General features: G+C 66.1%; 21 protein-coding genes. 12 read left to right on the top strand and 9 right to left on the bottom strand.

What is annotated here, in order from left to right:
* Positions 1–5: 5 nt before the first annotated feature.
* A complete protein-coding gene (locus ABZ824_RS10580) occupies positions 6–779 on the bottom strand; it encodes a polysaccharide deacetylase family protein (RefSeq protein ID WP_356963485.1) in 774 nt (257 codons plus the stop codon).
* A 394-nt stretch (positions 780–1,173) separates the two neighbouring features.
* On the bottom strand, positions 1,174–1,863 hold the full coding sequence (locus ABZ824_RS10585) for an SDR family oxidoreductase (protein ID WP_356963022.1): 690 nt from the start codon (positions 1,861–1,863) through the stop codon (positions 1,174–1,176).
* 228 nt (positions 1,864–2,091) lie between these two features.
* Here ABZ824_RS10585 and ABZ824_RS10590 point away from each other — a divergent pair, with 228 nt between their 5' ends.
* Together ABZ824_RS10590 and ABZ824_RS10595 are read left to right on the top strand one after the other, a co-directional pair.
* Positions 2,092–3,429: a glycogen debranching protein gene (locus ABZ824_RS10590; RefSeq protein ID WP_355071273.1), complete on the top strand. Its 1,338-nt coding sequence runs from the start codon at positions 2,092–2,094 to the stop codon at positions 3,427–3,429.
* Positions 3,430–3,502: 73 nt separating this feature from the next.
* Entirely contained in the window at positions 3,503–4,240 is a 738-nt protein-coding gene (locus ABZ824_RS10595) for a glycoside hydrolase family 25 protein (RefSeq protein WP_356963023.1), read from the top strand.
* A gap of 38 nt (positions 4,241–4,278) precedes the next feature.
* Here the strand turns inward: ABZ824_RS10595 and ABZ824_RS10600 are convergent, their stop codons facing one another.
* On the bottom strand, positions 4,279–4,872 hold the full coding sequence (locus tag ABZ824_RS10600) for a TetR/AcrR family transcriptional regulator (protein WP_356963025.1): 594 nt from the start codon (positions 4,870–4,872) through the stop codon (positions 4,279–4,281).
* 83 nt (positions 4,873–4,955) lie between these two features.
* On the opposite strand from ABZ824_RS10600, the gene ABZ824_RS10605 reads away from it, so the two are divergent.
* Together ABZ824_RS10605 and ABZ824_RS10610 are read left to right on the top strand one after the other, a co-directional pair.
* Entirely contained in the window at positions 4,956–5,543 is a 588-nt protein-coding gene (locus tag ABZ824_RS10605; RefSeq protein WP_356963027.1) for an alpha/beta fold hydrolase, read from the top strand.
* The gene (locus tag ABZ824_RS10610) at positions 5,540–5,767 is read left to right on the top strand and encodes a hypothetical protein (RefSeq protein ID WP_051021448.1); all 228 of its coding nucleotides are present in this window, start codon (positions 5,540–5,542) and stop codon (positions 5,765–5,767) included. The genes ABZ824_RS10605 and ABZ824_RS10610 overlap by 4 nt, the downstream gene beginning before the upstream one ends.
* 132 nt (positions 5,768–5,899) lie before the next feature.
* Here the strand turns inward: ABZ824_RS10610 and ABZ824_RS10615 are convergent, their stop codons facing one another.
* The 3 genes from ABZ824_RS10615 to ABZ824_RS10625 all read right to left on the bottom strand — a co-directional run bounded on the left by ABZ824_RS10615 (position 5,900) and on the right by ABZ824_RS10625 (position 9,588).
* Positions 5,900–7,966 carry a PhoX family phosphatase gene (locus tag ABZ824_RS10615; RefSeq protein WP_356963028.1) on the bottom strand — a complete coding sequence of 689 codons (2,067 nt, stop codon included), beginning with the start codon at positions 7,964–7,966 and terminating at the stop codon, positions 5,900–5,902.
* Positions 7,967–8,169: 203 nt separating this feature from the next.
* Positions 8,170–8,970: a hypothetical protein gene (locus tag ABZ824_RS10620; protein WP_356963029.1), complete on the bottom strand. Its 801-nt coding sequence runs from the start codon at positions 8,968–8,970 to the stop codon at positions 8,170–8,172.
* A gap of 93 nt (positions 8,971–9,063) precedes the next feature.
* A complete protein-coding gene (locus ABZ824_RS10625; protein ID WP_356963030.1) occupies positions 9,064–9,588 on the bottom strand; it encodes a lipoprotein LpqH in 525 nt (174 codons plus the stop codon).
* A 312-nt stretch (positions 9,589–9,900) separates the two neighbouring features.
* On the opposite strand from ABZ824_RS10625, the gene ABZ824_RS10630 reads away from it, so the two are divergent.
* The 3 genes from ABZ824_RS10630 (at position 9,901) to ABZ824_RS10640 (ending at position 12,845) form a co-directional block, all read left to right on the top strand.
* Positions 9,901–10,752 (top strand): type IV toxin-antitoxin system AbiEi family antitoxin domain-containing protein, encoded by an 852-nt coding sequence (locus tag ABZ824_RS10630; protein ID WP_356963032.1) that lies wholly within the window; start codon positions 9,901–9,903, stop codon positions 10,750–10,752.
* Positions 10,753–10,761: 9 nt separating this feature from the next.
* Positions 10,762–11,670, top strand: a complete 909-nt coding sequence (locus ABZ824_RS10635; RefSeq protein WP_356963033.1) for a nucleotidyl transferase AbiEii/AbiGii toxin family protein — start codon at positions 10,762–10,764, stop codon at positions 11,668–11,670.
* 128 nt (positions 11,671–11,798) lie between these two features.
* Positions 11,799–12,845, top strand: coding sequence for a fused (3R)-hydroxyacyl-ACP dehydratase subunits HadA/HadB (locus ABZ824_RS10640; RefSeq protein ID WP_356963035.1), 1,047 nt, complete (start codon positions 11,799–11,801; stop codon positions 12,843–12,845).
* 138 nt (positions 12,846–12,983) lie between these two features.
* On the opposite strand, the gene ABZ824_RS10645 is transcribed toward ABZ824_RS10640, so the two are convergent.
* Both ABZ824_RS10645 and ABZ824_RS10650 read right to left on the bottom strand, forming a co-directional pair.
* The gene (locus tag ABZ824_RS10645) at positions 12,984–13,190 is read right to left on the bottom strand and encodes a DUF397 domain-containing protein (protein WP_356963037.1); all 207 of its coding nucleotides are present in this window, start codon (positions 13,188–13,190) and stop codon (positions 12,984–12,986) included.
* On the bottom strand, positions 13,180–14,070 hold the full coding sequence (locus ABZ824_RS10650) for a helix-turn-helix transcriptional regulator (RefSeq protein ID WP_356963038.1): 891 nt from the start codon (positions 14,068–14,070) through the stop codon (positions 13,180–13,182). Before ABZ824_RS10650 ends, ABZ824_RS10645 begins: the two co-directional genes overlap by 11 nt.
* A gap of 254 nt (positions 14,071–14,324) precedes the next feature.
* Here ABZ824_RS10650 and ABZ824_RS10655 point away from each other — a divergent pair, with 254 nt between their 5' ends.
* The 3 genes from ABZ824_RS10655 to ABZ824_RS10665 all read left to right on the top strand — a co-directional run bounded on the left by ABZ824_RS10655 (position 14,325) and on the right by ABZ824_RS10665 (position 15,685).
* Complete coding sequence (locus tag ABZ824_RS10655) at positions 14,325–14,810, top strand: DNA-directed RNA polymerase subunit beta (RefSeq protein ID WP_356963040.1); 486 nt, start codon at positions 14,325–14,327, stop codon at positions 14,808–14,810.
* A gap of 4 nt (positions 14,811–14,814) precedes the next feature.
* Positions 14,815–15,036 (top strand): hypothetical protein, encoded by a 222-nt coding sequence (locus ABZ824_RS10660; RefSeq protein WP_356963041.1) that lies wholly within the window; start codon positions 14,815–14,817, stop codon positions 15,034–15,036.
* A gap of 100 nt (positions 15,037–15,136) precedes the next feature.
* The gene (locus ABZ824_RS10665; RefSeq protein ID WP_356963042.1) at positions 15,137–15,685 is read left to right on the top strand and encodes a hypothetical protein; all 549 of its coding nucleotides are present in this window, start codon (positions 15,137–15,139) and stop codon (positions 15,683–15,685) included.
* 125 nt (positions 15,686–15,810) lie between these two features.
* Here the strand turns inward: ABZ824_RS10665 and ABZ824_RS10670 are convergent, their stop codons facing one another.
* Positions 15,811–16,218, bottom strand: coding sequence for a hypothetical protein (locus ABZ824_RS10670; RefSeq protein WP_356963044.1), 408 nt, complete (start codon positions 16,216–16,218; stop codon positions 15,811–15,813).
* Between the two features lie 113 nt (positions 16,219–16,331).
* On the opposite strand from ABZ824_RS10670, the gene ABZ824_RS10675 reads away from it, so the two are divergent.
* The gene (locus ABZ824_RS10675; protein ID WP_356963046.1) at positions 16,332–16,790 is read left to right on the top strand and encodes a hypothetical protein; all 459 of its coding nucleotides are present in this window, start codon (positions 16,332–16,334) and stop codon (positions 16,788–16,790) included.
* Positions 16,791–16,922: 132 nt separating this feature from the next.
* Entirely contained in the window at positions 16,923–17,582 is a 660-nt protein-coding gene (locus ABZ824_RS10680; RefSeq protein ID WP_356963047.1) for a GAP family protein, read from the top strand.
* Positions 17,583–17,609: the final 27 nt, after the last annotated feature.

Consider the following 17,609-nt stretch of genomic DNA (forward strand, 5'->3'; position numbering starts at 1 on the left):
GCGGGTCAGCGCGGCGGGAGCAGCACGTCGTCGAGCGTGACCATGGACAGGTTGCGCTCCTTGATGATGTCGACCAGCTGTCCGTAGCAGTGCGTGACTGCAGGTGCGTTGGCGTGCCCGATGACGATCGTCTGCGGCTGGAAATACCGCCGCGCGCATTCGATCAGATACTCCTCGGTGATCACACCGGAATCGGACAGTGAGCCGTACCACATGGCGGGCACGGTGTAGCCGAGGTCGGCGGCCACCCGGTCGACCGTGGCGTTGTGCCTGCCGAACGGCGGGCGGAAGTACGGGGTGCCGTCCACCCCGAAGTTCTGGCGCAGGTAGGTCTTCGCCCGCTCCAGCTGCCCGGCAACGGCCGACGCGGACAGCTTGGTCAGATCCGGGTGATCCCAGGTGTGGTTGCCGAGCTGGATCTGCCCGGATTCGACCAAGGGCCGCAAGGCGGCCCGGTGGATCGCCCACGAGTCGTAGTAGGCGGTCACGAAGAAGGTGAACCGCGCGCCGGTGTCCTTGGCGAATCGGATGTAAGCGCCGACGACCTCGGGACTGGCTCCGTCGTCCACGGTGAGCGCCATGCTGCTGCCCGGCCCCGGCAGCGCGGTGATCGTGCCCGCCGGGATCGGCGTCTTCGGTCCGCCGGGCGGAGGCGGCAACAACGGCGGTGCGGGCGGCCGGGGCACGCCGCCCGCGGAACCGCTGTCGATCGGGTCGCCCTCGGCCACCGCGCATCCGGTCAGCGCGACCGCCGCGCCCGCTGTCAGCAACGCCAGCATGCGACGTCTGTCCACAACCCGATCCCTCTTGCTCGCTCGAACCTCCCCGCGACGAACCCTCGGGGATGGGGCCGGACGCTAACGAGCGAACTTGACGGGAACCTGAACCCGCGTGGTCCGTTGGGCAAATCACAGGGACGAGAGCACGGCGGTGAGCTACAGCGCGTCATCAGGTCGGTGGCCACCCGTCTCCCCGTCGATCAGCAGGTCGATCGCACGGGCGAAAAGCCGATCGGCGACGTGCGTGCGACAGTCGCGAGGGGAACGCGTGGGCCGATACAGCGTCGGCGGACCTGTACGGGATCAGTACCGACGGAACACACAATCGGCGATGTGCGCGCCGACAGCCGAGCGAGCGCTTCGGCCGAAAGAGCGCCGCCGGGTGACTCCGGGCTCAGTACGGCCGGAGCACGACCTCGGTGGGGTGCGCGTCGCGCGGGGTGTCGATGGCGGAACGCACCGTGTACGCCACGGTCTCGGGGGCGAGGAAGTCCTCGGCCCGGTACTCGCGCCCCTCGCCCGCGATGATCGCCCGCTGCATATCGGTGTCGATCCGGCCCGGATGGATCGAGGTCACCCGCAGCTCCGGCTCCTCCTGGCGCAGCGCGTCGCCGAAGGCGCGCAGGCCGAACTTGCTCGCCGCGTAGGAGGCCCAGCCCGCATTGGCGCGCAGCCCCGCGCCCGAGTTGATCAGCACCACGTGACCCTGGCCCGCCCGCAGCGCGGGCAGCAGCAGCCGGGTGAGTTCGGCGACCGCGATAACGTTGGCTTCCAATGTGTTTCGCCACTGTTCGACGGTGGATTCCGCGATCGTGCCGAGATCGGCGATGCCCGCGTTGTGCACCAGCACGTTCAGGCTCCGGATCGGCTCGACCGCCGCGGCGACGGCGGTGTAGTCGGTCAACTCGACCGGCCAGCCCCGCGCGTCGGGCAACTCCGTCAGGATGCCGCGCAGCGATTCCGCCGACCGGGCGCCGAGCAGCAGGTCGTGGGTCGGCGCGAGCTCCCTGGCGATCGCGGCGCCGAGGCCGCGACTGGCGCCGGTGATCAACGCGGTCGGTTTCGTGGTCGCGGCGGAAGTCATGGGCCCCACCGTAACCGGCTGGGTGAAGAAGGCGTAAAAACCCGTAGCACTGGACGAACGACTAGCGATGCAGGCTGGTTCGGGGCGAGAATCTCGAGCAGCGAATCACGGACGGGGCATGCGAAAGTGAGAACCGCCGAACACGAAGCGGCCACAGGCCGATCTGATGGAGACGAAACGAACACCGCTGAGCGGGCATATCTGCGGGTGACATCGCAGAATAGGGGGATGGCACATCCGGGCTTCACCCCCACTCAGCTCGCGGCCCGCGCTGCCTACCTGCTGCGCGGCAACGACCTGGGCACGATGACCAGCGCGGCGCCCCGGTTGTACCCGCACATGTGGAGCTGGGACGCGGCATTCGTCGCGGTCGGGCTCGCGCCGCTGAGCGTGGAGCGGGCCGTGGTCGAGCTGGACACCCTGCTGTCCGCGCAGTGGAAGAACGGCATGATCCCGCACATCGTCTTCGCCAACGGCGTGGACGGTTACTTCCCCGGCCCGGCCCGCTGGGAGTGCCGCAAGCTGGCGGCCAACGCGCCCGACGGCCCGGACACCTCGGGGATCACCCAGCCGCCCGTGCACGCCATCGCGGTGCAGCGGATCCTGGATCATTCCCGCAGGCACGGCCGCAGCACCAGGTCCGTGGCCGAGGAGTTCCTCAACCGGCGCTGGCCGGATCTGGTGCGCTGGCACCGCTGGCTGGCGCATGCCCGCGACCCCAAGGAGACCGGCCGCATCACGCTGTATCACGGCTGGGAGTCCGGGATGGACAACTCGCCGCGCTGGGATCGCGCCTACGAGCACGTGGTCCCCGGCGATCTGCCGCCCTATCGCCGTGAGGACGTGCTGGTGGTCTCCGATCCGACCCAGCGCCCCACCGACCGCGAGTACGACCGCTATCTGTGGCTGGTCGAGCAGATGCGCCGAGCGGGTTATGACGACTATCAGCTCGCCTCGACCATGAGCTTCGCCGTCGAGGACGTGTTCGTCACCGGAATCTTCGCGCTGGCCTGCGAGGTGCTGGCCAATATCGGCGAGGAGTACAAGCAACCCCACGCCGACGTGCGCGATCTCTACGCGTGGGCCGACCGGTTCCGCGCGGGCGTCGTCGCGACGGCCGACGCCCGCACCGGCGCGGCCCGCGATTTCGACGTGCGGTTGCAGCGGTGGATCAACACCGAGACGCTCTCGATGTTCGCGCCGCTGCTGTGCGGCGGCCTCCCCCGCGACACCGAGCGCGCTCTGCTGCGCCTGTTCGAGGGCCCGCGCTTCTGCGGCCATCCGGATCTGCGTTACGCGCTGCCGCCATCGACCTCGCCGGTGTCCAAGGACTTCCGTTCCCGTGAGTATTGGCGCGGGCCGGTGTGGCCGGTGATGAGCTGGCTGTTCTCCTGGGTCTTCGCTCGGCGCGGCTGGGCCGAGCGCTCGTTCATGCTGCGCGCCGAGGGCTTGCGCCAGGCCAGCGACGGCAGCTTCGCCGAGTACTACGAGCCGTTCACCGGCGAGCCGCTCGGCAGCATGCAGCAGTCGTGGACGGCGGCGTCGGTGCTGGATTGGATGGGGTGAAAGCTCAGAACACTTCTGACACCCCAGCCGTCACACTGGTAACGGCCAGAGCGAATGGCTATCGTCCTGCGGCATGGACATCTGGAGGTCGACCACTCGCCGCGGCGCGGCGCTGTCACTGATCACGCTGTCCGGCATTCTCGCCGCCACGCTACCCGCGACCGCCGCGCCGACCGGTCCGGACGTCTCCTCGTGGCAGCACACCGACGCGACCGTGATCGACTGGTTCGCGGTCAAACGCTCCGGCCACGACTTCGCCATGGTCAAGGCCACCGAGGGGCTCAGCTACGTCAACCCGTACTTCGTGCCCGACAGCCTGCTGATGCGCGCGGCCGGAATGGCTCGGGGCACCTACCACTACGCCCGGCCCAACCTGCCCCCCGAACCGCAGGCCGCGCTCTACGCGGCGGTGGCGCTGGGACAGAACGGGCCGCTCGATCTGCCGCCGGTGCTGGATCTGGAGAACACCGGCGGTCTCGGCCCCGCGGCGTTGATCGACTGGACCCGCCGCTATCTGAACACCGTGGAAATGCTCACCGGCCGCGCCCCGATCGTCTACACCTACCCCAACTTCTGGCGTACCGCGATGGCCGACACCGACGAGTTCGCCGAGTACCCGCTGTGGATCGCCGACTACCGGGGCAACCCCCAACCCGAGGTCCCCGGCGGCTGGTCCACCTGGACGTTCTGGCAGACCACCGACAGCGGCACCATTCCGGGCATCGCGGGCCGCGTCGACCTCAACGTCTACAGCGGCGCCCAGGGCAGTTTCGCCGGTTACGCCAACATGAGCGGCACCGGCAGCGGGTAGGCCTTCATCGACCGACCGCCACACCTTCCCTCCGGGTTTCAGCCGACAGAGGGGCGGCGAAGGCCGGCGAGGAGGCGGGTGATGTGCGCGGGGGCGTCGGCGGGGTCGAGCGGGGCATGGGCGACGAGCAGGCGGTACCAGAAGGGGCCGAAGATCAGGTCGGTGGCGTGGTCGAGGTCGAGGTCGGCGGCGAGTTCGCCACGGGCTACGCCGCGAGAGAGGATGTCGGACACCACTTTTCGGCGAGATTGCACCCATTCGCGGAAATGACCGGCGAAATCCGAGTCGAGCTGGGCTTCGGCCATCATGCCGCGCAGCGCCTCGACGCGGAGCGGGAACTCGACGACGCGATACAGTGCGGCGGCGAAGGCGATCAGGTCGGCCTCGGCGGATCCGGTATCGGGTTCCGGCATGCGCTGCGCGACCGCCTCGGCCTGGGCCTCCATCACCAGCGCAGGCTTGGATTTCCACCAGCGATAGATCGTGCTCTTGGCCACGCCGGAGCGCGCGGCGACACCTTCGATGGTGATCTTGCCGTAGCCCTGTTCGTCCAGGAGTTCGGCTGTCGCGCACAGGACGGCCTGTCGCGCGGAACTGCTGCGCTGCCGTCCGCCGGTCCGACCGATTGTCATGGCGCCGAGTGTATCGGTCTGCTACATTTTTATCGAAACGCTACGGAGCGTTTCGATTGAAACGAGTCAGAGGTGACAATCCGATGAGCACGATCATCGTCTCGCACGGCTACAACGCGGCCGGCGACAGCGTGTGGTTCCCCTACTTGTCCACGGAGCTGACAGCGCTCGGCCACACAGTGGTCGTCCCGAACCTCCCCGACCCCAGCGCACCCCGCCTCGACCCGTGGCGAAAGACTCTGGCGGCGGCAGCTTCCGAGGCCGGCCCAGCCCGCGACACGGTCGTGATCGGCCACAGCATCGGCGGCGTCAACGTACTCCGCATGCTCGAACAGCACGATCCCGACGCCCATGGCCGCTTCGCGGGGGCGGTGCTGGTATCCACCGCCGCCCACGAAGTCGGATACGCCGAATTGGCGGAATTCTTCGAGCAGCCCTTCGATTGGGAACGAATTCGCAATGCCGCCGGCGAGTTCCGCGTCCTCTCCGCAATCGACGACCCGGTCAATATCCCCGACCCCGTCGAACACGTCGGCCTGCTGGTCCGCAACCTCGGCGCCGCCGCTGTCGTCCTTCCCGACGGACGGCATCTGGGCGACTACCCCGAGGACCACATCGAACTCCCGGAGGCGGTCCGCCTCGTCACCGACATCCTGGCGGCCGGCTCGTGACCGCCGAAACCGGTACCGGCCCGACCAAATGGAAGATCTGGCTGCTGACCGTCGTCGGCCTGTATCCCCTGCTCGTCCTCCTGGTGACTGCCACCGCCCCGCAGCTCGAGCAGCTGCCGCCCGCGCTCCGGCTGGCCGTCATCGTTCCCATCGCCGTGGCCGCCATGGTCTGGGTTGTGATGCCGTTCCTCACCCGCCGGTTCGCCGGTTGGCTGGGCGGATGAAGCGGCGTCGGGAGGAAACGCCGAGTCAAGAGTGGAGCCGCTACCCGCCCAGTCGAGTAGCGGCTCCACTCGCGGGAAAGCCGCGGAGGGTGGCCGTGGTTGCAGGGGGCCGGGGGTGCCGCGGCTGTGGTATCAGACCCCGATGCGGCCGCCGGCCTTCTTCCAGACCGCCACCACCGAGGGGCGGGGCTGGGCCGTGCCACCGTCGGGCCAGTGCGACAACGGGTTCTCCGGAGTGGCGTCGTCGGCCTCGCCGGGATGCTGCACACACACCATGACCCGCGCCTCGCTGACCACCGGACCGCAGGTCTCCGCACCGCGCGGGACGGTGAGGAATTGCTTGGTCCGGCCGCGATTCGGGCCGTCGAGCACCACGGAGAACAATCCGTCGTTCGACTTCAACGCGTTGCCGTCGGTGGCGATCCACAAGTTGCCGTACGGGTCGAAGGCCAGGTTGTCCGGGCAGGAGATCGGGCTGACCTTGGACTTGTCGTACCCGGCGAAGTAGGTGTCGGCCGCCGCGGGATCGCCGCAGACCAGCAGCAGCGACCAGGTGAACGTGGTGCCGGTGTGGTTGTCGTCGATCTCCAGGATCTGGCCGTTCTTGTTCAGCTTGCGCGGGTTCGCCTCGTCCGGACCCTGCTTGCCGTCCGCGCCGCGGTTGTCGTTGTTGGTCAGCGCCACGTACACCTTGCCGGTGTAGGGATTGGCCTCGAAGTCCTCCGGGCGGTCCATCTTGGTCGCGCCCACCTTGTCGGCGGCCAGGCGGGTGAAGACCGCCACCTCTTCCGCGCTCATGCCCTCGACCAGCGACTTGCCCTTGCCGTCCGCGCCGGTCTCCAGCAGCGGGATCCACTGGCCGGTGCCGGTGAAGCCCTTGTCGGACGGCTTGGCGCCGGTGCCGTCGATCTTGTCCGCGTGATCGCCCGCGAGCTTGGCGACATACAGCGTGCCCGCGTCCAGGATGGTCAGATTCTGCCGCATGCTCGCCGCGCCGGTGCCCGGCTGGATCTTGCGTGAGGACACGAACTTGTACATGTACTCGAACTTCTCGTCGTCGCCGGTGTAGGAGACGACATCGCCGTTCTTGGTGACGTAGATGGTGGCGGCCTCGTGCTTCACCCGGCCCATCGCGGTGTGCTTGATCGGCGTCGAGTTCGGATCCCACGGGTCCACCTCGATGACGTACCCGAATCGGTTGGCCTCGTTGGGTTCCTGCGCCAGATCGAAACGCTTGTCCGCGCGCTCCCACAGGTTGGTGGTCTTGCCCGCGGCGAAACCGTAGCGCTTCAGCCGCGGCGCGGCGGCCGACTCGGTCACCTTGTCCGCGTTGGCGAAGTAGCCGTGGAAGTTCTCCTCGCCGGACAGCACGGTGCCCCACGGCGTCAGGCCGCCCGAACAGTTGGCGAAGGTGCCGAGCACCTTGGTGCCGGTCGGATCGGCCGAAGTCTTCACGAACTCGCTGCCCGCGGCCGGACCGGTGAGTTTGAACTCGGTGCTCGCGGTGATCCTGCGGTTGTACTTGCCGAAGGCGGGAACGAGCTTGCCGGAACCGGCTTCGCCCTTCACCTCCACCACGGTCAAGCCGTGCGCCGCCATGGTGACCGCGATCTGCTCGTCGGTCGGCGCGTCCTTGTTGTAGCCGCGGAACATGTGCGGGCTGGTGGTGTACTCGTGATTGACCACCAGCAGATAGCCGTTGGCCTGGCCCTCGATCGTCAGGAGGGCGGCGAAGTCGTTGTTGTAGCCGAACTGCTTGGCCTGCGCGGCGGCGGTCTGCTTGTCGAAGTCGAAGGCGGGCGCGTCCGGGAACAGCGGGTCGCCCCAGCGGATCACGACGGACTGCTCGTAGCCGTCCGGGATCACCACGGCGTCTTCCTTGTTCGGCGCGACGGCGGCGAAGTCGGTGCCGGTTCCGGGCGGGCCCGCGGGCGAGGTGGAGCCCACTGTGGTCGGCTCGCTGTCGTCGCCGCAGGCCGCGAGGACGCTGCCCGCACCCACCGCGAGCACGGCGGCAGCACCGCCCTTGATCAGTCCGCGCCGGTTCAGGGAGCTGACGATGTCACCGAAGTAGGCGCCCGAGGAGGTGTTCGGCGCCTCGTGGAAGCACGCGTTCGCGCACTTGTACTCACATGTCACGGCAGCGCGCGACGACTGTCCGTCGTGCTTCACGAAAAGGGCGAGTGGCTGAAGACTCACGGTGACTCCTGGGTTTGGCCGATGGCCGCACGGTAAACCATCCGGACAATCCGGAAGGGACGGCAAAGTGAACAACCGCCCAATTAGGTAACCCTCAAATTGCCGGGCCGCCAGACCTGGGAACAAACGAGTGCCGCGTCGATTCGATGATCTCGAATCGACGCGGCATGGGTGTCGAAAGGCGGCTTCGTCCGGCTCACCCATCAGGCGTTCACCGGAAGGGCGATGACGACCTCGCTTTCGTTCTCGGGAAGGTAGTGCGCCCGCAGTACCCGGCCCACCTGCACGTGGCCGACGCTGGCCGGTGCGAGGAACTTCGTCACGCGGGTCGCGAAGCTCGAGCCATCGGGCCGGGTGACGACCAGTCCGAGTTCGACCTCGGAGTGTCCGTCGCGGATATTGCCGGTGACCGACAGCGACTGCACCACCGCCTGGGTGGCGATGCCGCGCTCGGCGATGTCGAGCTTGTGCCGCGTGGTGATGCCCTTGCGGATCAGGGACTCGTTCATCGCGTGCTGCGCGGCGGCCGCGTCGCCGGACAGGTCGACCTCGACCTTGTCGGTCCGGCCGGGCAGGTAACGCACGGGCAGCACCACCCCGGCGCGCAGCAGGGCCAGTTCGGTGAGCGGCACGATCATCTTCGCGGAGGAATGGAAGATCTTGCCGTCCGAGCCTTCCACGCTGAACTCGACGTGGACCTGCGGCTGGTCGTTGACGGTGACGCCGGTCTGCCGCACCGATCGGACGGTGCCGAGGCCGGTGAGCCCGTCGCGGAACTCCGCGCTGTTGCGTCCGGTCAGCGCGCTCAGGATGCCTTCGCCGGTGAACGCGAACACGATGGGGATCAGGGTGAGCGCGATGATCGGCAGCGCCATTTCGACGCCGAGCCAACCCATTCCGGCGGGCTCCCATTCGCTGGCGGGGACGTAGGTGACGGCGTGGTAGACGTAATAGCCGATCGCGGCGGCGCCGAGGGCGAGGGCGGTCGAACGGATCTTCTTCATGGCACTTCCTTTGTGAGAGTCGAGATTTCACCGCGCCCCGTCATCCCGGTGGGTCGCCAGGATGACGGGGGCGGATCGGAGGGCATGCGGCGATCAGGCGCCGACGATGGACGAGCAGGCGAAGGTGATGTCGAACTTCGACGTCTTCGGCCCGGCCAGCGGGTTGGTCAAGTCGGGGGCGCCCACGCCCTCGCCGGTGACCTTGAAGGTGTTGCCGTCCTTGACGACCTTGGCGGAGCCGCCGGGCATGCCGTTGCCGAAGCCGACCGCGTAGGGCAGGCCGTTGTCGCCGCCCTTGCTGCCCGCGATCGCGACCGCCTGCACGGTGTTCGCGGCGGTGATGGTCGCGCTCACCGAGAGGTTGCCGTAGGCGGAGTTCGCGATGTCGGTCAGCGCGAGCGCCAGGGTGCCGCCCTGCTTGGCGCAGGTGGTGTCGAACTTCGCGTCGAAGGCCTTGCCGTCGACCGAAGCGACCGACTTGCCCGCCGGGGCCGCAGGCTGCGCCGAGGAGGGCGCGGCGGGCGAGCTGCCCTTGCTGTCACCGCATCCGGTGAGCACGCCGACTGCGGCGGCAGCGGCGATGGCGGCGGCGGCGATGCGGAGCGAAGTGGTGTTCATGGTCTGTGTCCTTGTCGTTCGAGGGGCGGCGCCCCTGGTTCGGTTCCTCCGGCCTCCTGTCGGGCCGTTGAGAAAAATGTAGGAACGATTCCCGCCCTACCGATCCCAGGTTTTCGGCGTTTACGCAGGTAGAGGACGTGCGACTGCACCCGGCGCACTCCGGGTGGAACGGGGTCTTCTTCTCGGATAACCGGCTCGACACCTTGGGCAGGATGGGTACGGCTGGATAACGCGCCGCCCAAGCTTCGCTAGATTGGCATGAAAATTACTTCATATGGCTTAGAAGTAGCCTGATATGGCTATCATCGTGACATGGCTCCAGATACTCTCGTCGCTCAGCTGATTTCTCTGGCAGCTGAGCAAAAGGGGCTTGTCACCAGTCGACAGGCGCGGGAAGTCGCATCCGTGTCCCCGCAACAGCTCAAGCGCCTGACCGACGCCGGAGTCCTGGAGCGGCTTCACCATGGCCTCTATCGGCTGTCCCGCGTTCCGCACGACGCGCATCTGGAGATGCGGGTGGCGTGGTTCGCGCTGGATCCGGGCCTCGTCGCGTGGCAACGCCTGGAGCAGGAAGTGCCTACCGGTGTGCTATCCCATCGAACAGCCGCCGAACTGCACCAACTAGGAGACGTGGAGGCCGATGTCGTGGAACTGACCGCTACCCGGCGAATCCGGCTGTCGCTGCCCGACATCACCGTCCATCGTGGCCACCTCGCCCGCGACGACTGGCAGATAGTCGATGAACTACCCGTGACAACCCCCAAGCGCACTATCAGCGACCTCGCCGCAGCGTCTCTCGATTCCGGACATCTCGCTTCGGTCGTCCGGGACGCGCTCACTCGCAACCTGACCACTACCGAAGAGGTCGTCGCGGTACTCGCGCCCCACGCCTTCGGCTATGGGTATCGAGCGCTGGACGGGCATGGCTTCCTCGACGGGCTCATCGCGCAAGCGGGAGTACCGGTCAACACCTTAACCATGGCGGATATCGCGAGACGCCACCCTGAAGCTCCCGCTTTCGAATCCATCCTGCGGGCTGCCGTCGCACAACTGCGGAGGATCGATCCCGACACCTTGAGGTCGCTGCGGCAGGCAGCGGAAAGCCTGAGCAAGATCGATCCCGTCGTCCTGCAAACCATCACACGCAACACGGATGAGGAGTAGCCCCGACCAATGAGCTCGTCATCGCGCTCACCCCATGCCGTTCGGACGAGCATTACGACCCGGCTGAACAACTACGCGAAAGCGAACAAACAGAGCCTCAACCTTGTGCGCCGCCGCTTCGTCATGGCCAGGTTCCTGGCGCGTGTCTTCGACGCGGACCCTGACGGATGGATCCTCAAAGGCGGAGTCGGCATGATGGTGCGCCTGCCTGACGCGCGCTACAGCAAGGACATCGACCTACTCGTAGCCACGGACATGTCAGAGGCGGTGGAAGCTTTGCGCCATGCCGGTCGCGACCACGCTATCGACCACTTCCGTTTCGAAGTCGGGCCGCCAACCCAGTTGAGCAACGGCAAGGGAGTGACTGTGCGTGTCGAGGCGTTGCTCGGCGGCAAAGTTTTCGACGCTTTTTCGATCGACCTCTCCTCGGCCCGCCGTGAACTCGTCGGGCAAGTCGAGCGGCGTCCCATCCCCCGCTTGGTCGATACCGACGACTTCTCGCAGGAGCCCACCGCCCAGCTCTATCCGCTCGCCGACCAGATCGCAGACAAGATCTGCGCGATGTATGAGGTATATGGCGCCGTCGGTACAGAGTCAGGGCGCTACCGCGACCTGGTGGATCTCCTATTGATCAGCAGCTTTCTCACCATCGATCTTTCCTCCACCGTCACCGCTCTCGAACGCGAAAGAGCACTCCGCAGCATCCCAGCACTGCCCACCACCCTCGAGAGTCCCGGCTCTACCTGGCCGGCCAGGTGGTCAGCCACGGCGCGTGAGAGCCCGCTCGCTGCCGACTATTACGACTTCGCCGCGGCGCTCGCAGCGGCAAACCGTTGCTACAGCCGAATCCTCAGTTCGCTACCCGCTGCCGATCACGAAGCGACGTGGAGTCACGCACGAGACACTTGGGAGTACTGACGGTCGGCATCCTCGACTTGTTCTGCCGGACATAGCCGTGCGTCGTGAAAGAGTGGTGTCCATTCGTGAAGTCGGGTTCTGCGATTACCCGATCGGGCGGCCTGTAGGAATCCGAAGCGAGGAGCGGCTTGGTGGAAGCGACATTCGATGTGGCCGGGCAGGTGGGGCATCACTATCGCGTCGATGACTACTACGAGGTGGGTCGGGAGAAGATCCGCGAGTACGCGCGAGCCGTGCAGGACTTCCACCCCGCGCACTGGAGCGAGGACGCTGCCGATGAGCTCGGGTACGCGGGCCTGGTCGCGCCGACCACATTCATCTCGATCGCCGCGATGCTCGCCAACCGCAAGCTTTTCGAGAGTGTCATCACCGGCTACGACGTGTTCGTGCAAACCGATCAGGTCTTCGAGATGCACCACCCGGTGGTAGCCGGTGACCGGCTGATCAGCGATGTCGAGCTCGCTTCGGTTCGCCGCATAGCGGGCAAGGATCTGCTCACCGTCAAGAACACCTTCACCGACCGGACAGGCCGGGTTGTGCAGGTCATGCACACGACCGTCGTCGGCATCACCGGCGAGGACGTCGACGCGGGCATCAGCGGCGCGATCGAGCGCGTGGTCATGCACGGTATCGATGTGCCCTCTCGAACCGCCACCGCAGGCCACGCAGCGGCGGACAGGCAGACGGTGACACATCCGGTTTCGGAGCCCCGCCCGCACCAGTCCACGACCGCCCGGACGCGAGTCCCGCGCACCGGCATCCGCTTCGAGGACATCTCGGTCGGTGACGAGCTTCCCGCACGGATCGCGCGGCTGACGCGGGGCGACCTGGTGAACTACGCCGGCGTCGCTGGAGACGCCAACCCGATCCACTGGCACGACGACATCGCGGCTCTCGCGGGCCTTCCGGACGTGATAGCGCACGGCATGCTCACGATGGGTTTGGGAGCAGGCTTCGTCACCGAGTGGCTGGGTGACCCGGGCGCGATGACCAGGTACGCGGTCCGGCTCTCGAACTACACGATCGTGGAAGCCGCCTCCGCCGGAAGTGTCGAGTTCACCGGGCGCGTGAAGTCGGTAGACCCCGACACCAGGACCGCCGTCATCGTCATCGTCGCCAAATCCGCAGGTCGCAAGATCTTCGGACTGGCGACCGCGGATGTGCGCCTCGCATAGTCGCGCCAACTTCGACCGCCAGGCTACGCACGGCTGAACCGGCTATCTAACACCGCCACATAGCGCCGCGAATCTCAACGAAAACGGCCCGGTCCCTGTCCATGCTGACAGTGTGCCGGGCCGCAATTGTTGCTACTGCTACGGGCGCTTGAACTCGCCGTCGTTCATGCCAGCGGTGAATGCGTCCCACTCGCGGGGGGTGAACACCAGGGCGGGGCCGGTCGGATTCTTAGAGTCGCGGACGCCGACCTGGCCACCGTCAAGGAACGCGACTTCGACGCAATCCTTCGACCCGCTGCTGCGGCTGCTCTTAAACCACTTCGCACCGGATAGGTCAACGCTCACGGTCATACTCCTTTGCAATCCTGGAGATGAGGGCTCGACTGCCTGCCTCATCCAGCGCCAGACGGTCCAGTTCGGCGCAGGCTTGACGGTACTGCCGGACCTCGTCTGCGCTTTCAAGGTACAAGTCGCCCAGGAAACCTTGCACATAGACCACAGGTGGCACCGTCAAATCTGCGGTCGGGTGGCGCGGAAACTCCAACAGCACGAACATGCCGACCAGAAGAGCGCGGTACGCGCCAACTGACGCGGGCACAACCCGGATCGACACGTTCGGCAACTGTCCAACCTCCAACAAGTGTCGGAGCTGGGCAGTCATGATTTCGGTGTTTCCTGTCGTGCGTCGAAGCACAGACTCATCGACAAGCACATTCAAGGTGAGGGGATTGGATTCGTCGGTGAGCCGTGATCGGCGTTTGAGTCCGACCTGCAACATGCGTTCAGCATCCTCGGCAGGCTTGTTCGGGAACTCCGTCCAAATCAGCGCCCGCTTGTACTCCTCAGTGTGCAGCAGGCCAGGCAAGAACGTCGTCTGGTACGACGTGATCCGGTTGGCGGCATCTTCTAGGCCGACGAACAGGTTGAAGTCTTTCGGGATCGCGTCATCGGTGAACGCCTGCCACCACCCTTTCGCGCCCTTGGTTTCCTTCACCAGTTCGAGTACGACCTGGGTTTCCTTCTCAGTGGCGTTGTAGAGCTGACACAGTCGCTCGATCAGGACAGGGTTGAAGCGGACGGGTTGACCGGTCTCCATCTTCCAGATCGTCGACCGAGCCGAGGCGATCGCGGTTGCTGCGGCCTCTCTGGTGATGTCGGCGCGCTCGCGCAGCGTCTCCAGCTGCATGCCCAGGATGCGCCGGGCGATTGTGGAATCTGTTGCCATCTCTACCTTCCGGAGTGTGTTGCAACTCGAACAAGGATGCCGCAACAACTAAAACAGCGCCAGATTTTTGGAAACGTTTGCGATGAAACAGTCGCGACGGCACGGGTTTTGGTTGTCTCCTTGTAGTGCGCCCGGCGGCGTGAGCAGGCGGCGGCGATCTTCCGCTCACGTTCCCGACACCGGTTCACCGCCCAGCATGGGTGGCCGGGCCGGGCGCACCTAACCCGCCAGTCGATGTGAGCTGAGGCCTACCGATGGACGAAGGAGAGTTCGGGGACACACCGCGTTCCCGTTGCATGTTCTACCGCAGGAGTTGCGGTTTCAACGCCGTGATCGACCCACCGGAACTCGGCCGGATCGTGATGCGCGCCGGTTCGGTGTGGGCGGTGACGATGCCCAGCAGGTTGGGGCGAGCGGTGAAAGCGCACATGCAGAGCAGAGGCGTCGCGCTCGGACCAATTGTCGGACACCCGCGTTCGGGTCGCTGGACGTTCCTCATCAGTCCCGACATCGAAGACGACGACGTCAAACTGTTCGCTGAGATGTTCCGCAGGGACGTGAGCATCGCGCGAGAGGGAGCCGTCATCGCACTGCCCTCCCCCAGCCCGAACGGGTCGATCCGGCAATGGATTGTCCCGGCTCGGAGCGCCTTCCTTCCATCCGGCCTCGCTGTCATCGATGCCGTGCGGGCATGGTCGGAAGTGGCTCCACAAACACCGGCTCCGCGCTATGGCCGATAGCGCAATGATCTCTGTGCTCATCGCCTTCGGCGTCGTCTCGTGGCTCGCGATCTGCTTCTTCGTGAGCGCCGCCATCCTGGATTACCGCGTCACCTGCGCCGAAAAGCTCTATCTGGAACTGGCCGCGAGCCGACCGCTCCCATCCGACGCCGATATCCAGCACATGTGTGACCTCACCGAGCCGCGCCGCGATCCGTGGGCGCACGCGGAGCCGATTCCGGCGTAACCGCTGCGGCCTGCATCTGAAGCGTGGCGGCCATACGCACTTAACTCCGAAATTCCGTCGCGGCTCCGTGCCGCCGTTTCGCGGGAGGTGTTCGAACAAGATGGCAGCCAACGGCGATGCCGAGGCCGACCCGAGCGGACCGTGCTACGACACCAACGTCCTCGCCCGGACGCTTTCGTGGTTGGACCACAACAACCCGCACTGGCCGATGCAAAGCTACGAGGCCGCGCGCACGGCCTACCACCATCACCAAGATTGCCCACCCATGACCTGCGCCACCTACATAGCGGCGCTGTACAAACTGAGGAAATCGGAGCGTCCAGGGGGCGCGCTCCTCGGTACTTCCGAAGATCATCGTCGGCGAGTGATCATGCAAGCCGCCCACGCGGACTCTTCCGTGCGGCGCAAGCACCAACCGGCCCTCGACCACACCCGAGAGCAAGTGTCGCCGCACCCGGAGCAGCCGGACGTGCGCCTGGCGGTGGTGATCGACGGTCACCGCCTGGACTTCGCCGCCTGCCTCACATCCGCACTATGGTTCCTCCAAGAGCAGCACCGGCGACGCTTCGTCGACTCCGTCGAGGTGATCCCCGGCGACACGACCGGCCTACGTCGGTTGCCGAACGAGCGCCTCTACGACGGACCATGAACGCTCAACGCCAACAGGAAGAGATCCGCGAGTGGCACATGGTGGAGAGGGCTCTCGGGCTTTGCCGCAGCCATGTGCCACTCGTGGTCTTCCCACCATGCGAACTACATACGTCCGAGTCGGAATCAGCGAGGGGTGACGATGACCTGGTAGGGATCGTCGTAGAGAACATGACCTGGGTCATCCGATTCCAGACGAGTCCATGCGACGCCGTGGGCGTCCAGTATCGCGAGGTAGCCGTCCACAGGGGCGATGAACCGAGTGGCTGAGGACTTGAACCATGCTTCTGCCCGAGGGTGGCGGGTTCGGTCGTAGGGCGAGAAATCGAGTTGTCCGGGATCGATGAGATGTTCCCGATACCAACTATTTTCACGTCGCCGGAACGCCTCCTGCTCGACGGTGAGGAATCCCGACCACGCCAAACCGTTGACCAGGGCGAATACACCCGGATAGCGGCCGTGCCGATTCGGCGCCGCCGCTTGGTACCGAACGAATGCTGCCTCGGCATCGCCGGTGTCGGAAGCGGACTGCACGAGTTCAGCAGAGTAGCTCGGGTCTGTTCGGGTGCGTAGAGCTCAGGCTCGACGCGCTGCTGCGGCGTGCTGCCGCGTCGAGAGTTCATCGAAGAAATAACAGGAGGTTGTACGTGGACGACGACGAACACCAAGTGTGGGAGTTCGCGATAGGACTCGGGCTGCCGGACGTGACCGGGCCCAGCACCCTCGACGGCGAGGGAATCCACCCCATCGCGATGGCGCTCGAAGAGAGCACCCATCGGATCCGCGGTTGGAACCGTATCCCGTGCTTTACCAGCTTCGGACCGGTCACCGCGGTCGATGAGTTCGCTCAGCGCGCGTGGGGCGACGCGTACGACCCGACGCGCGTCCCGGTCGAATGCCGTCTCGCCGTCTCTGTGACCGATGACGAGCTGGATGAACTGGTACTGGCGGTCGCAGAGGATCTCGGCATCGACCAGGACGGATACTCGACAGTAGTCGGCCGGAAGGTCACCCTCGGCTTGCGAGCCATCTCGCTGGAATCGCCAGAGAACGCCTTCTACCAGCACCTCGTCGACCAGTATCGGGAGCAACCCACCACGAATTGACTACAGAAGGTGGCCCTGGAGCATTTGAAATCGCCACGCCGGAACCTGGCCAAGGCACAGGGTGGTTACGAAGGCCGCCGACAAAGGTCCGCATCCCCTGAACGGCGCGGTGGCTGCTCTAGGGTTCGGAAGATGGGCGCTGTCCTGGGCGATCTGTTGCCTCTCGCGGTCGGGGTCGCGATCTCACCGATTCCGATCATCGCGGCGATCTTGATGATCCTGTCGGCCCACGCGGGCGGAGCCGGTCGCGGGTTCGCGCTCGGCTGGGTCGTGGGCATCCTCGCGGCGACAACGCTTGTGGCGCTGGTGTCCGGGTCGCTGGGCGGTTCGGCTGATCGGCAACCCTCGACGGCGGGCGCATGGGTCAAGATCGTGCTCGGGATACTGCTCCTCGCGCTGGCCGTGGCACAGTGGCGGTCGCGCACCGATACCGAGGTACCCGGGTGGATGCGCGCGGTCGACCGACTCACCGTCGCCAGGGCCACCGGGCTGGGGATCTTGTTGTCGGCCGTGAACCCGAAGAATCTGCTGCTGTGCCTGTCGGCAGGCGTGATCATCGGCTCCAGCAACACCAGCATCGGCGGCCAGGTGGTCGCCGTCGCCGTCTTCACTCTGCTCGCCGCCTCCAGCGTGCTGGCCGTGATTCTCGGCTACATCCTCGCCGCCGACCGGCTACGCACCCCGCTCGAACGCCTGCGCAATCGGCTCCAGGCCAACAGCCACTTGGTGTTGGCCATCGTGCTGCTCATCATGGGCACCGTCGTCTTCGGCAAAGGCCTCCGCGGCCTCTGACAACCCGTGCGATCGTTCATCCGTTTC

The organism is Nocardia sp. NPDC047038 (assembly GCF_040644075.1).
Lineage (GTDB): Bacteria > Actinomycetota > Actinomycetes > Mycobacteriales > Mycobacteriaceae > Nocardia > Nocardia sichangensis.